The sequence below is a fragment of the Cupriavidus sp. U2 genome, assembly GCF_009663685.2.
Classification (GTDB): Bacteria; Pseudomonadota; Gammaproteobacteria; order Burkholderiales; family Burkholderiaceae; genus Cupriavidus; species Cupriavidus necator_C.
Window position 1 is genome coordinate 73273 of sequence record NZ_RCOG02000015.1, and the last position, 13217, is coordinate 86489.

Here is a 13217-nt window from a genome sequence, read left to right on the forward strand (position 1 = left end):
GATCTGGTCGCCGGCAGGGTTTTCTTGCTGGTAAGCGCCGGACAAGCGGTCGAGGGGTTTTTTGGTAGCGGGGAAAAATTGGAAAGCAGTGAAGTTCTCCAGGAGATCAGGGAGGTTAACCTCGCCTATCTTCTGCTTGCGCAACGACTGGTGCGCGAAAACCAGGTGGAAGCCATGTTCAGGCTTGGTGTCAGCAAGGAAATTGCTGAGATCCTCGCCAAGCTGACCTCGGCGCAACTCGTCAAGCTGGCTGCATCGAACATGGTGCTGTGCCGGTTCCGCTTTGACGATCACGCGTTGCTGTCCACCCTTACACACACGGCCAAGAGCCACGATATGCAGCAGATCCACGCTGCTATCCTGCTGGCCCGGCAACCTGTGGAGTCGCTCAATTGACCGCGCTCCTCCAGGCCCAGCCGGCCCGCAGTTTCACGGCCACTCCCGTCCCCAACCGCAAGAGCGTCCTGCAGGATGCCAACCAGACCCAGCTCGCCATCGAGCTGATCGGCCTGGGTGCGCGCCTGCAGGTGCTTGAAGCCGAGACCACGCTCTCGCGCGACCGGTTGATCCGCCTCTACAAGGAGCTGCGGGGCGCATCGCCGCCCAAGGGCATGCTCCCCTTCTCGACAGACTGGTTCACCACCTGGCTGCCGAATATCCATTCGTCGCTGTTCTTCTCCGCTTACCAGTTCATGGTGCAGGAAGGCGAGACGTCGGGCATTCGTGCCGTAGTGGCCGCTTACCGTCTGTACCTCGAGCACGTTTCGCTGCTCGGTGGCGAAATCGTCTTAAGTTTCACCCGTGCCTGGACGTTAGTACGGTTTTTCGAGAGCAACATGCTGCAGCTTTCCTCGTGCACCTGTTGCGGCGGTCAGTTCGTGACGCATGCCTATGAGCCGCACGCGAACTTCGTCTGCAGCCTGTGCCGCCCGCCTTCGCGCGCCGGAAAGGTGAAGAAGCTCTCGAAGGACGCCGCATCCGCGCAGACGCCAGCCTGACTCACCGGGCCTGACGTCCGCGTGGCAGGTGGGCCCCGGTAACGGCGGGTGGTGACCCCGCTCGTCCGCGCCGGATGCCCAGTGCGTGCCTGACGCGTGTTTTTCAGACGGGGATCCGATCGTGCTAGTAGTTATTGGCTATGTCGTCGTAGTCGGGGCGGTGTTGGGCGGTTACGCCCTCACCGGCGGACATATGGGCGCGCTTTATCAACCGGCGGAGCTCATCATCATCGGCGGTGCCGCCGTCGGCGCATTCATCAGCTCCAACAGCGGCAAGGCCATCAAGGCCACGATGAAGGCCATGCCTTCGCTGCTCCAGGGCTCCAAGTACAAGAAGGAACTGTACCTGGACGTGATGGCGCTGCTGTACGTGCTGCTGTCCAAGGCACGTCGCGAGGGCATCCTGTTCCTCGAAAAGGAAATTGCCGATCCCGCATCGAGCAGCGTCTTCAGTCAGTACCCGCGCATCCTGGCCGACGCCAAGATGATGGAGTTCCTGACCGACTACCTGCGCATGATGGTCAACGGCAACATGAACGCCTTCGAGATCGAGGCGCTCATGGACCACGAAATCGAGACGTTCCGCCACGAAGCCGAGATTCCCGCCCATGCGCTGTCGCGCGTCGGCGACGGCCTGCCCGCCTTCGGCATCGTGGCCGCGGTGATGGGCGTGGTGCACGCACTCGCCTCGGCCGATCTGCCGCCGGCAGAACTGGGCGCCCTGATTGCCCACGCCATGGTCGGTACGTTCCTGGGCATTCTGCTGGCCTACGGCTTCGTGTCGCCGCTGGCGTCGCGCGTCGAGCACCAGGTGTCCGAGAGCATCAAGATGTACGAGTGCATCAAGGTCACGCTGCTGGCATCTCTGAACGGCTATGCCCCGCTGGTGGCGGTGGAATTCGGCCGCAAGGTGCTGTACTCCACGGTACGTCCGTCGTTCCTCGAGCTCGACGACCACGTGCGTGAAGTCAAGAGCCTGACCTGACGGGAGAGCAGCCATGAGCAGCGCCCAGGACCTGCGTCCGATCATCATCAAGAAGGCGAAGTCGCACGCCAAGCCGCACGGCAACCACAGCTGGAAGATCGCCTACGCCGACTTCATGACGGCCATGATGGCGCTGTTCCTGGTGCTGTGGCTGCTGAGCTCGTCTTCCCCGAAAACGCTCGTGGGCGTGGCCGAATACTTCAAGACGCCGCTGAAGGTGGCGGTGGCCGGCGGCGACAAGAGCAGCATGTCGAAGAGTGTCATCCCCGGCGGCGGCAAGGACCCGATGGCCAAGGACGGCGAGGTCATGAAGGCCCTGACCAACGATCCGGCCGACGCCCAGCGCCGCCGCGACCAGATGGACAGCGAGCGCCTGCGCGCGCTCAAGGGCCGTCTGGAACAGATCATCGACAACAACCCGACGCTGCGCCAGTTCCGCCCGCAGTTGTTGCTGGACATCACCAGCGAGGGCCTGCGCATCCAGATCCTGGATACACAGAACCGGCCGATGTTCCGTACCGGCAGCGCCGCCGTCGAGCCGTACATGCGTGCCATCCTGCGCGAAATCGGCCCGGTGCTCAACGAGATGCCGAACAAGGTCAGCCTGTCGGGCCATACCGACTCGGCTACCTACATGATGGGCGAGCGCGCATACAGCAACTGGGAACTGTCGGCAGACCGCGCCAACGCGTCGCGCCAGGAACTGATCGCCGGTGGCATGCAGGAAGGCAAGGTGCTGCGGGTGCTGGGCCTGGCCGACACCATGCCGCTGGAGAAGAACGAACCGCTGGCGCCGACCAACCGTCGCATCAGCATTGTGGTGCTCAACAAGCGCGCGCAGGCCCAGTTCGAGTCCGAAAACGCCAGCGCGGCGGATGTTTCGGTGCAGGCCCAGAAGGGACGCATGGCCGAAGAGCTGCAGTCGCAGGTGCCGTCGCAGGCGGAAGCCGCCCCGGCATCCGCGGCAGGCCCTGCCAACACGCCCAAGGGCAAGTAGGAACGAGGGCGCGCCGCCGCGGTGGGTGGCGTGTCTTCCCAGGAAATCTAGCGAGCCAGGACGATCATGTCTGTCGATATCGATATCACGCAGTTTTACCAGACCTTCTTCGAAGAGGCAGAGGAACTGCTCGTAGAAATGGAGCAGCTGCTGCTGGAGGTGGACATCGAGTCCCCCGATGCCGAAGCGCTCAACGCGATCTTTCGTGCCGCGCATTCGATCAAGGGCGGTGCCGCGACGTTCGGCTTCACGGCCCTGACCGAAACCACGCACATCTTTGAGAACCTGCTCGACCGCACGCGTCGGCGGGAACTGGCCCTCACGCGGGTCATCATCGACACTTTTCTGGAAACCAAGGACGTGTTGCAAGACCAGCTCAATGCCTATCGCAACGGCACCGAACCCGATCCGGAAACGTTCAAGCGCATCTGCGCCGTCCTGCAGCAGCTGGCCCAGGAAGCCGGCGGCGAAGCGGCCCACGCTCCGGCCCCCGCACCCGCGCCCGTGGCAGCCCCCGCACCGGCCGCCGCACCGGCCGGCGGCAACCTGAAGGTTCGCCTGATCAAGGTATCGGCCGCGGACCAGGCGCTGCTGCGCGAGGAACTGGCCAACCTGGGCGAGATCACCGGCCAGGAAGAGGCCGATGGCGACCTGACCATCTGGCTGAACAGCCAGTGCGGCACCGACGACATCATCGCGGTCTGCTGCTTCGTGATCGACGAGAAGCAGATCGTCGTGGAAGCCGTGGCAGCCGGCGAGGCACCGGCCGCCGCCGCGCCCGCACCGGCGCCTGCGCCCGTTGCCGCACCGGCCCCGGCGGCCGCTGCCCCGGCCGCCGCCCCGGCAGCCAGGGACAAGGAAAAGGAAAAGGCCAAGCCTGCGGCCGCCGCCGCCGCGCATGGCCCCGATTCGGGTTCGATCCGCGTGCCGACCGAGAAGGTCGACCAGATCATCAACCTGGTGGGCGAACTGGTCATCACGCAATCGATGCTGGCACAGACCGCGTCGTCGCTCGACCCCGTGCTGTTCGACCGCCTGTTCTCGGGCATGGGCCAGCTGGAGCGCAACGCGCGCGACCTGCAGGAAGCGGTGATGTCGATCCGCATGATGCCGATGGACTACGTGTTCTCGCGCTTCCCGCGTCTGGTGCGCGACCTGGCCAGCAAGCTGAACAAGCAGATCGACCTGGTCACGTTCGGCAAGGCGACCGAACTGGACAAGAGCCTGATCGAACGGATCATCGACCCGCTGACGCACCTGGTGCGCAACAGCCTCGACCACGGTATCGAAACGCCCGAGAAGCGCGTGGCGGCCGGCAAGGAGCCGACCGGCCAGCTGATCCTGTCGGCACAGCACGCCGGCGGCAACATCGTCATCGAAGTGAGCGACGACGGTGGTGGCCTGAACCGGGAACGCATCCTGTCCAAGGCCCTGCAGAACAACCTGCCGGGCGTGTCCGAAAGCATGCCCGACGACGAGGTCTGGCAGCTGATCTTCGCGCCGGGCTTCTCCACCGCCGAGGTGGTGACCGACGTGTCGGGCCGTGGCGTCGGCATGGACGTGGTCAAGCGGAACATCCAGGAAATGGGCGGGCATGTCGAGATCAGCTCGCGCCAGGGCCTGGGCACCACCACCCGCATCGTGCTGCCGCTGACGCTGGCCATCCTGGACGGCATGTCGGTGCGCACCGGCGAAGAGACGTTCATCCTGCCGCTGAACTGCGTGATGGAGTCGCTGCAGCCGAAGGCCGACGACGTGCACACCGCGGCCAACGGCGAGCGCGTGATGAACGTACGTGGCGAATACCTGCCGCTGCTGGAGCTGCACAAGGTCTTCAACGTGGCCAATGCAGTGCAGGAGCCCACGCAGGGCATCGCCGTGATCCTGGCCGCCGAAGGCAAGCGTTTCGCGCTGCTGGTGGACCAGCTGATCGGCCAGCACCAGGTGGTACTGAAAAACCTCGAAACCAACTACCGCAAGGTGCCGTGCATTTCGGCCGCGACGATCCTGGGCGACGGCAGCGTCGCGCTGATCGTGGACGTGGCCGCGCTGCAGCGCACCGGCGTGCGCCGCCAGGACATGGCGGCGGCACTGTAATCGACAGCAAGGAGAACGGACATGGCCGGCATCGGACACATCGATACCCAGGGCAGCGAAGCCTCTGGCCAGGAATACCTGGTCTTCACGCTGGGCACCGAGGAATATGGCATCGACATCCTGAAAGTGCAGGAAATCCGCAGCTACGAGACGGTAACCCGCATCGCCAACGCACCCGACTTCATCAAGGGCGTGACGAACCTGCGCGGCGTGATCGTACCGATCGTGGACCTGCGCCTGAAGTTCAACCTCGCCAACGTGCGTTATGACCACCAGACCGTGGTGATCATCCTGAACGTGGCGGGGCGTGTAGTGGGCATCGTCGTCGATGGCGTGTCGGACGTGCTCACGCTGACCGGCGACGACATCAAGGCCGCGCCGGAATTCGGCGTATCGGTATCCAACGAGCACCTGACCGGCCTCGGTTCGGTGGAAGGCCGGATGCTGATCCTGATCGACATCGAACGCATGATGACCAGCGCCGAGATGGAACTGATCGAAGCCGAGTTCGCCTGAGCGCGCGCCGGATCGCCCCCAACTGCCTGTACCGCCGATCATCGGCAACCCTGACGACATACACTCATGACGCCGCTCCGTTCTTCCTCCAGCGCCACCGGGAAGCCAGGCGCGGCCGCCAGCGCGGCGACGCCGGTGCTGGCGCCCCTGCGCGACGACATGCGTGACTTCCTGCTGACCGAGCGCGACTTCGAGAAGGTGCGCGCGCTGATCCACAAGCGCGCCGGCATCTCGCTGGGCAGCCACAAGCGCGAGATGGTGTACAGCCGTCTGGCGCGGCGGCTGCGCTCGCTGCAGCTCAGCGACTTCGGCACTTACCTGGAACTGCTCGAGTCGGACGACCGGTCCGACGAGTGGGAATACTTCACCAACGCGCTGACGACCAACCTCACGTCGTTCTTCCGTGAGGCGCACCACTTCCCGCTGCTGGCCGAGCACGCCAGGAAGACTGGCCGGCCCTACAGCGTCTGGTGCGCGGCGGCGTCGAGCGGCGAGGAACCGTATTCGATCGCCATCACGCTGGCCGAGGCGCTGGGCGACCGCGCCGGGACCGTGCTGGCCACCGACATCGACACCCAGGTGCTGGCCAAGGCCCGCGCCGGCGTCTATACGACCGAGCAGGTGTCCCGGCTGCAGCAAGAGCAGCTCAAGCGCTTCTTCCTGAAGGGCACGGGCGCGCGCGCCGGCTCGGTCAAGGTCAAGCCGGAGCTGGCATCGACCATCACGTTCCAGCCGCTGAACCTGCTGGCGCCGGACTGGGGCATTCGCGACAAGTTCGACGCGATCTTCTGCCGCAACGTGATGATCTATTTCGACAAGCCGACCCAGGGCCGCATCCTGGAGCGGTTTGCGCCGTTGCTCAAGCCGAACGGGCTGCTGTTTGCCGGCCACTCGGAGAACTTCTCGTATGTCACGCGCGCGTTCCAGCTGCGCGGGCAGACCGTGTATGAACTGGCGGGCAAAGGCGGAGGCGCATGATGCGCGGCACGCCCCAGATGCCAGAGGCCATTGCCACGCGAAAGTACTTCGATCGCGAATTCGGCAAGCAGGCCATCAAGCTGCTGCCCAACGAATACTACGTGACCGGCGATGACGTGGTGCTGACCACGGTGCTGGGATCGTGCGTGGCCGCATGCATCCGTGACGAAGTGGCGGGCGTGGGCGGCATGAACCATTTCATGCTGCCCGATGACGAGAACGCCGGCCCTGACCGCATGCTTTCGGCGTCGATGCGCTACGGCTGCTACGCGCTGGAAGTGCTGATCAATGAACTGCTGAAGATGGGCGCCCGGCGCGAGCGCCTGGAAGCCAAGGTATTTGGCGGCGGCGCGGTACTGGCGAACATGACGACCCTCAATATTGGGGACCGGAATGCCGATTTCGTACTGAAGTACCTGCGCACCGAAGAGATACGGGTGGCCGCGCAGGACCTGCGGGGGCCACACGCGCGACGCGTCAGCTATTTTCCCGGAACGGGTCTGGCGCTGGTGCGCCGGCTGACCCGCTCGGACGATACCGTTGGCGTGGAGCGCGACGAGCGTGCTCTGGCACGCGCGCTTTCCACATCCACAAAGGCGCCCGCTCGTGGTGCCGTGGCTTTGTTTACGCGGCAGGCATCGGCCAAGTCGCCGACCTGAAAACTGAAGACGTAGAGACGAACATGACCGCCGCGAAGATCAAGGTGCTGTGCGTGGATGATTCCGCGCTGATTCGCAGCCTGATGACGGAGATCATCAACAGCCAGCCGGACATGGAGGTGGTGGGTACCGCCCCCGACCCGCTGGTGGCGCGTGACATGATCAAGCGCCTGAACCCGGACGTGCTGACGCTGGACGTGGAAATGCCACGGATGGACGGGCTCGACTTCCTGGAACGCCTGATGCGCCTGCGCCCGATGCCGGTGCTGATGGTGTCCTCGCTGACCGAGCGCGGGTCGGAAATCACGATGCGCGCGCTGGAACTGGGCGCGGTCGATTTCGTGACCAAGCCCAAGCTTGGTATCCGCGAGGGCCTGATCGAATACACCGACACGATCGCCGACAAGCTGCGCGCGGCGTCGCGGGCACGCGTGCGCGCCCGGTCCGAGGCGCCCGCGGGCAGCGCGCCGGCCGCGCCGATGCTGCGCGCGCCGCTGCTGTCGACCGAAAAACTGATCATCGTCGGCGCATCGACCGGCGGCACCGAGGCCATCAAGGAATTCCTGATGCCGCTGCCGCCCGATTCACCGGCAGTCATGATCGTGCAGCACATGCCGGCCGGCTTCACCAAGTCGTTCGCGCAGCGCCTGAACGGGCTGTGCCGCATCACGGTCAAGGAAGCGGAGCACGGCGAACGCGTGCTGCCCGGCTATGCGTATATCGCACCGGGTGACTCCCACCTGCTGCTGGCGCGCAGCGGTGCCAACTACGTGGCGCACCTGTCGCAAGAGGCGCCGGTGAACCGGCATCGTCCGTCGGTGGACGTGCTGTTCGATTCCGCCGCGATCCACGGCGGCAAGAACGTGACGGGCGTGATCCTGACCGGCATGGGCAAGGACGGCGCCCGCGGCATGCTGCGCATGCGCGAGGCCGGATCGTACAACCTGGCGCAGGACGAACAGTCCTGCATCGTGTTTGGCATGCCGAAGGAGGCTATCGCCACCGGCGGCGTGCATGAAGTCGTGCCCCTGAACCAGATGAGCCAGCGCGTCATGGCGCACCTGGCCACGTTTGGCGCACGGGCGCAGCGCGTGTAGTCCTGGATCGCGCGCGAGAGAGGTCGGATTAGCAACAACAACCGGATGGCCGTGTCATCCGTAACCGTATTGGAGCCGTAAAGTGGACAAGAACATCAAGATCCTCGTGGTCGATGACTTCCCGACCATGCGTCGGATCATTCGCAACCTGCTCAAGGAGCTGGGGTTCACCAACGTCGAGGAAGCCGAAGATGGCGCCGCCGGCCTGGAAAAAGTCAAGGACGGCAGCTTCCAGTTCGTGGTGTCGGACTGGAACATGCCGAACATGGACGGCCTGACCATGCTGCAGTCGATCCGTGCGATTCCCGAGATCGCCAAGACGCCAGTGCTGATGGTGACGGCCGAGGCCAAGAAGGAGAACATCATTGCCGCCGCGCAGGCTGGTGCCAATGGTTATGTGGTCAAGCCGTTCACCGCCGCGACGCTGGACGAAAAGATCACGAAGATCTTCGAGAAGCTGGCTCAATAAGAAGAGGTACGCGACATGTCGACGACTCCGACTTTCAGCCAAGAATCGGCCGAGCAGATCATCCATCGCATCGGCAACCTGACGCGAATGCTGCGCGACAACATGCGGGAGCTGGGGCTCGACAAGGAAATCGAGAAGGCCGCCCTGGCCATTCCCGATGCACGCGACCGCCTGAGCTACATCGCCGCCATGACCGAGCAGGCGGCCGAGCGCACGCTCACCGCCGTCGAACTGGCGCAGCCGCTGCAGGAAGATCTGGAAAGCAAGGCCACCGCGCTGGACAAGCGTTGGGACGAGTGGTTCGCGCAACCCGTGGAGCTGGGCGACGCCCGCGCACTGGTTCTGGACACACGTGAATTCCTGACCGACGTTCCGCAAAAGGCCAAGGCGACCGGCAGCCACCTGCTTGAAATCATGATGGCCCAGGACTTCCAGGACCTGACCGGCCAGGTGATCAAGAAGATGATGGACATGATCCGCACCCTGGAGCAGGAACTGCTGCAGGTGCTGATCGACAACGTGCCGGCCGAGCGGCGCGTTGAAGCGCCCCCCACGCTCATGAACGGTCCGCAGATCAACCCCGAAGGCAAGACCGACGTAGTGTCGGACCAGTCGCAGGTGGACGACCTGCTGGCCAGCCTGGGCTTCTGAGCCCGGCAAGCGGGACGCGCCGGCCATCCCGCCGGCGCGTCCCGGGCTTGTCGCGACGATGCGCCGTACGCGCGTTTTTCGTCACATGGCGGCGCATTCGCTGGCACAATCGTGGGCAACCACGGTTTCCTACTGCCAGAGGATCGCCCCCATGCATGCTCGCCGTACCGTCGTTGCAGTCTCCGTTGCCGCCGCAGTTTCCGCATTCGCCGGCATCGCCCAGGGTCAGACGCTGACCGTCCCGCAGGTTTCCCCCAGTGTTGACAGTGCCTATGCCCGGCTCGAAGCCGCGCCGCTTTACCAGAAGCTGATGGCGGACGTGCGCGCCGACGACGCGCGGGCGCTGGCGGAACTCAAGACCATGACCGAGATCCCGGCGCCGCCCTTCAAGGAGAAGGCGCGCGCAGAGTATTTCGTGTCGCGACTCAAGGCGCTGGGCCTGACCGATGCGCATATCGATGCCGAAGGCAATGCCATCGGCATCCGCAAGGGCACCGGCAACGGCCCCCGGCTGCTGATTTCCGCCCACCTCGATACCGTCTTTCCGGAAGGCACCGACGTCACGGTGAAGTCGCGTGACGGCAAGCTGTACGCGCCGGGCATCGGCGACGACACGCGCGGGCTGGCCGTGCTGCTGTCATGGCTGAAGGTGCTCAATGAAAACAAGGTGCGTACTGTGGGCGACCTGGTGTTCGTCGGCAACGTCGGCGAAGAGGAACTGGGCAACCTGCGCGGCATGAAGGCGGTGTTCCGCGATCACCCCGATATCGACGGCATGGTCGGCATCGAGCCGGGCACCGGCGAACGCGTGCTGACGCAGGGCACCGGCAGCCATCGTTATGAAGTGACGTTCAAGGGCCCGGGCGGCCACAGCTTCGGGGCCTTCGGCCTGCCCAGCGCGATCCATGCGATGGGCCGCGCCATCGGCAAGATCGGCGACGTGCAAACGCCGGCCGACCCCAAGACCACGTTCACCGTGGGTACGGTCGGCGGCGGTACGTCGGTGAACGCGATTGCCGGCGACGCGCGCATGGCGATCGATATCCGCTCGAACGGCACGCCGTCGCTGCTGGAAACCGAGAAGCACATCATGGACGCCATCGCCGCGGGCGTGGCGGACGAGAATGCGCGCTGGAAGCCGGCCAAGGGACAGGAAATCACGTACCAGGCCCGCATGATCGGCGACCGTCCCGCCGGCATCACGCCTACCGACTCGGTAATCGTGCAGTCGGCCGTGCGCGTGATCAAGGCGCACGGCAAGGAAGCGCCGTCGCTGCGCGGCGGCAGCACCGACGCCAACGTGCCGATGGCGCTGGGCATTCCGGCCATCATCATCGGCAGCGGCGGCAAGTCGGGTGGATCGCATTCGCGCGACGAATGGTTCGACCCCACCAATGCCCATGAAGGCGCGCAATGGGGCCTGACCACGGTGCTGGGCCTGGTGGGGGTGGACGGCGTCGGCGAACCGCTGCTGGCAAAGCGGCCAGCCAGGCCGACGGCTACGCGCTGAGCGCGAACCCGCGATCGAACGTGGTGGCCACGTCCAGCCGCTGCTTGAGCAGCCCCGCCTTCAGGTAGAAGTCGGCGGTCTGCTGCTGGATGGCCACCAGATCCGCGTCGATGGGCTGCCACTGGGTGCGGCGGCGCTCGAACTGCAGCCGCGCCGCCTCGGGCGGAATGCCGATGATGCGCGCCAGCGTGGCCGAGTACTCGGGCACGTGCTGATAGGACCAGACCTGGGCGCGCACCACGCGCTGCAGGAAGTCGGCCAGCACGGCCCGCTTGCTGGCCAGCGCGGCGTCGGTTGCCGCAAGATAGCTCAGGCCCGACCACAGCCCCCGCCCGCTCACCAGCACGCGCGCATGGCCGCTGGTTTCGGCCATGGCCGTATAGGGCTCCCAGGTGGACCACGCATCGACAGAGCCGTTGGTCAGGGCCAGCTTGGCGTCGGCGGGCGGCAGGAAGCGGAAATCGGCATCCTCGGGTTTCAGGCCGGCCGATGCCAGCGCCTTGAGCGCGACGAAATGGCCAATCGATCCGCGATTGGTGCCGATGCGCTTGCCCTTGAGGTCGGCCGCGCTCTTCAGCGGCGAATCGGGCCGCACCAGTACGGCGGTGCCGTAGGGGTCGGAACGGTTGGCGCCAATCAGACGGATGCGCGTACCGGCAGCCAGCGCGAAGATGGCGGGCGCATCGCCGATGGGCCCGCTGTCCACGGCGCCCGCATTGAGCGCCTCCGCCAGCGGAGCCGCAGCCGGGAATTCGGTCCACTGGATGTCATAGGCCAGCCCCTTGAGCGCGTCGGCCGACTCCAGCAGCGCGCGCAGCCCGCCCTTCTGGTCGCCGGCCTTCAAGACCGGGCGGGATTGGGCCCGCGCGGCAGCGGGCAGCAGGGCAGACAAGGCGCCGGCGCTGGCGGCGTGCAGGAACTGGCGGCGGGAGCTGGACATGCGTGCGTACGAGGTGGATGGCGGAAAGCCAGACCGTACGCCTGCCCCCGTCGCGCACCAACGAATGATTTCGCGGTTTCTTATGCTGTGCGCGGCGGCGGGTTCCGCGCGAAGGCGGGGGTGTCAGGCAGGCGGCCCGCGAATTCAGCGATGATCGGCCAGCCTTGCGGCACGTCAGAACCCACGCGGGCCGCACTGAGGACTTGCCGGCACAGCTTGACCCTGGAAGGTTGCATCGCCGCCGCCCTTGCGCTTCAATGGGCGCCTTGGCCCCTCGGGCCCCGCCAACCTGCCGATGTCATCCATGGACCAGACCCCCGATACTCCCTCGCGTCCCGCCTTGCGCACGCTCACACCGCTCGAGGCGCGCGTGGTAGCCGTATTGCTGGAAAAGCAGTTCACCGTGCCCGACACTTACCCGCTGTCGCTGAACGCGCTGGCGTCTGGCTGCAACCAGAAGACCGCGCGCTCGCCCGTGATGAGCGTGACGGAGGCCGAGATCCTGACCGCGATCGATGGGCTGAAGTCGTTGAGCCTGGTCTTCGAGGGCAGCAGCAGCCGCGTGCCGCGCTTCGAACAGAACCTGGGCAAGGTGCTGGGCGTGCCGAGCCAGTCCGCGGCGCTGCTGTCCACGCTGATGCTGCGCGGTCCGCAAACGGCTGCCGAACTGCGCCTGAATTCGGCACGGCTGCATGCCTTCGCGGACATTTCCTCGGTAGAGGCCTTTCTGGACGAGCTGGCCGAACGCTCGCCGGCGCTTGTCGTGAAGCTGCCCCGCGCGCCCGGCGAGCGCGAAAGCCGCTGGATGCACCTGCTCTGTGGTGAAGTCGCCATGCCGGAGCCGGCCGCGACGTCGTCGCGCGGCGGCGTGGAAGCCACGGCGTCGCCCTCGGAATTCGAGGCCCTGCGCATCAGCCATCGCGCGCTCGAAGACAAGGTGGCACGGCTGCAGGCGCTGGTGGTGGAAATGGCCGGCCAGCTCGGCATCGAAGTCGAGCCCGGCAGACTGGATGGGGGTGCGGACGAAAACTTGGACTACTTGGAGGTAGTTCATGTATTCGTACGAGGATCGGATCCGGGCGGTCAGGCTCTATTTCAAGTACGGGGGAAAGACGGCAACTGTCGTTCGTGAGCTGGGCTATCCGTCAGGTAAGAACCTGAAGCGGTGGGTCGACATCTACGAGGCTGCCGGCGACTTACCAAAGCGTTACCGTCCAAAACCTAGATACACGCTCGAGCAAAAGCGCGTGGCAGTGGATCACTACTTCACTCATGGCTGCTCTCTGGCTGGCAGCCGGAGAGCCCTCGGATATCCGAGCA

Annotated in this window: 13 protein-coding genes and 2 pseudogenes; 14 read left to right on the top strand and 1 reads right to left on the bottom strand. The window is 65.4% G+C overall.

Features of this window, described 5'->3' with window-relative positions:
• The first annotated feature begins 78 nt into the window (after positions 1 to 78).
• The 12 genes from flhD (at position 79) to D9X30_RS14260 (ending at position 10957) form a co-directional block, all read left to right on the top strand.
• Positions 79 to 396, top strand: a complete 318-nt coding sequence (flhD, locus tag D9X30_RS14205; RefSeq protein WP_008647543.1) for a flagellar transcriptional regulator FlhD — start codon at positions 79 to 81, stop codon at positions 394 to 396.
• On the top strand, positions 393 to 998 hold the full coding sequence (flhC, locus tag D9X30_RS14210) for a flagellar transcriptional regulator FlhC (protein WP_153949796.1): 606 nt from the start codon (positions 393 to 395) through the stop codon (positions 996 to 998). The genes flhD and flhC overlap by 4 nt, the downstream gene beginning before the upstream one ends.
• Before the next feature lie 121 nt (positions 999 to 1119).
• Entirely contained in the window at positions 1120 to 1983 is an 864-nt protein-coding gene (motA, locus tag D9X30_RS14215; protein ID WP_249640964.1) for a flagellar motor stator protein MotA, read from the top strand.
• Between the two features lie 13 nt (positions 1984 to 1996).
• Positions 1997 to 2980 carry a flagellar motor protein MotB gene (gene motB / locus D9X30_RS14220; protein WP_153949795.1) on the top strand — a complete coding sequence of 328 codons (984 nt, stop codon included), beginning with the start codon at positions 1997 to 1999 and terminating at the stop codon, positions 2978 to 2980.
• Between the two features lie 66 nt (positions 2981 to 3046).
• Positions 3047 to 5077, top strand: coding sequence for a chemotaxis protein CheA (cheA, locus tag D9X30_RS14225; protein ID WP_153949794.1), 2031 nt, complete (start codon positions 3047 to 3049; stop codon positions 5075 to 5077).
• Between the two features lie 21 nt (positions 5078 to 5098).
• On the top strand, positions 5099 to 5593 hold the full coding sequence (locus tag D9X30_RS14230) for a chemotaxis protein CheW (protein WP_029051730.1): 495 nt from the start codon (positions 5099 to 5101) through the stop codon (positions 5591 to 5593).
• A 66-nt stretch (positions 5594 to 5659) separates the two neighbouring features.
• The gene (locus tag D9X30_RS14235; RefSeq protein ID WP_153949793.1) at positions 5660 to 6571 is read left to right on the top strand and encodes a CheR family methyltransferase; all 912 of its coding nucleotides are present in this window, start codon (positions 5660 to 5662) and stop codon (positions 6569 to 6571) included.
• On the top strand, positions 6568 to 7230 hold the full coding sequence (cheD, locus tag D9X30_RS14240) for a chemoreceptor glutamine deamidase CheD (RefSeq protein WP_400393362.1): 663 nt from the start codon (positions 6568 to 6570) through the stop codon (positions 7228 to 7230). Before D9X30_RS14235 ends, cheD begins: the two co-directional genes overlap by 4 nt.
• A 23-nt stretch (positions 7231 to 7253) precedes the next feature.
• Positions 7254 to 8327 carry a protein-glutamate methylesterase/protein-glutamine glutaminase gene (locus D9X30_RS14245; protein ID WP_153949792.1) on the top strand — a complete coding sequence of 358 codons (1074 nt, stop codon included), beginning with the start codon at positions 7254 to 7256 and terminating at the stop codon, positions 8325 to 8327.
• Positions 8328 to 8409: 82 nt separating this feature from the next.
• Positions 8410 to 8796 carry a chemotaxis response regulator CheY gene (gene cheY, locus D9X30_RS14250; RefSeq protein WP_029051667.1) on the top strand — a complete coding sequence of 129 codons (387 nt, stop codon included), beginning with the start codon at positions 8410 to 8412 and terminating at the stop codon, positions 8794 to 8796.
• A 15-nt stretch (positions 8797 to 8811) separates the two neighbouring features.
• Entirely contained in the window at positions 8812 to 9447 is a 636-nt protein-coding gene (gene cheZ, locus D9X30_RS14255; protein WP_029051668.1) for a protein phosphatase CheZ, read from the top strand.
• 151 nt (positions 9448 to 9598) lie between these two features.
• A complete protein-coding gene (locus D9X30_RS14260) occupies positions 9599 to 10957 on the top strand; it encodes a M20/M25/M40 family metallo-hydrolase (RefSeq protein ID WP_153949791.1) in 1359 nt (452 codons plus the stop codon).
• Here D9X30_RS14260 and D9X30_RS14265 read toward each other — a convergent pair.
• Complete coding sequence (locus D9X30_RS14265) at positions 10947 to 11897, bottom strand: ABC transporter substrate-binding protein (protein WP_153949790.1); 951 nt, start codon at positions 11895 to 11897, stop codon at positions 10947 to 10949. The two genes, D9X30_RS14260 and D9X30_RS14265, sit on opposite strands and share 11 nt — an antisense overlap.
• Before the next feature lie 304 nt (positions 11898 to 12201).
• Here D9X30_RS14265 and D9X30_RS14270 point away from each other — a divergent pair.
• Together D9X30_RS14270 and D9X30_RS14275 are read left to right on the top strand one after the other, a co-directional pair.
• Positions 12202 to 12918, top strand: a pseudogene (locus D9X30_RS14270) (YceH family protein); the annotation flags it as partial.
• Positions 12919 to 12949: 31 nt separating this feature from the next.
• A pseudogene (locus D9X30_RS14275) lies at positions 12950 to 13217 on the top strand (IS3 family transposase); the annotation flags it as partial.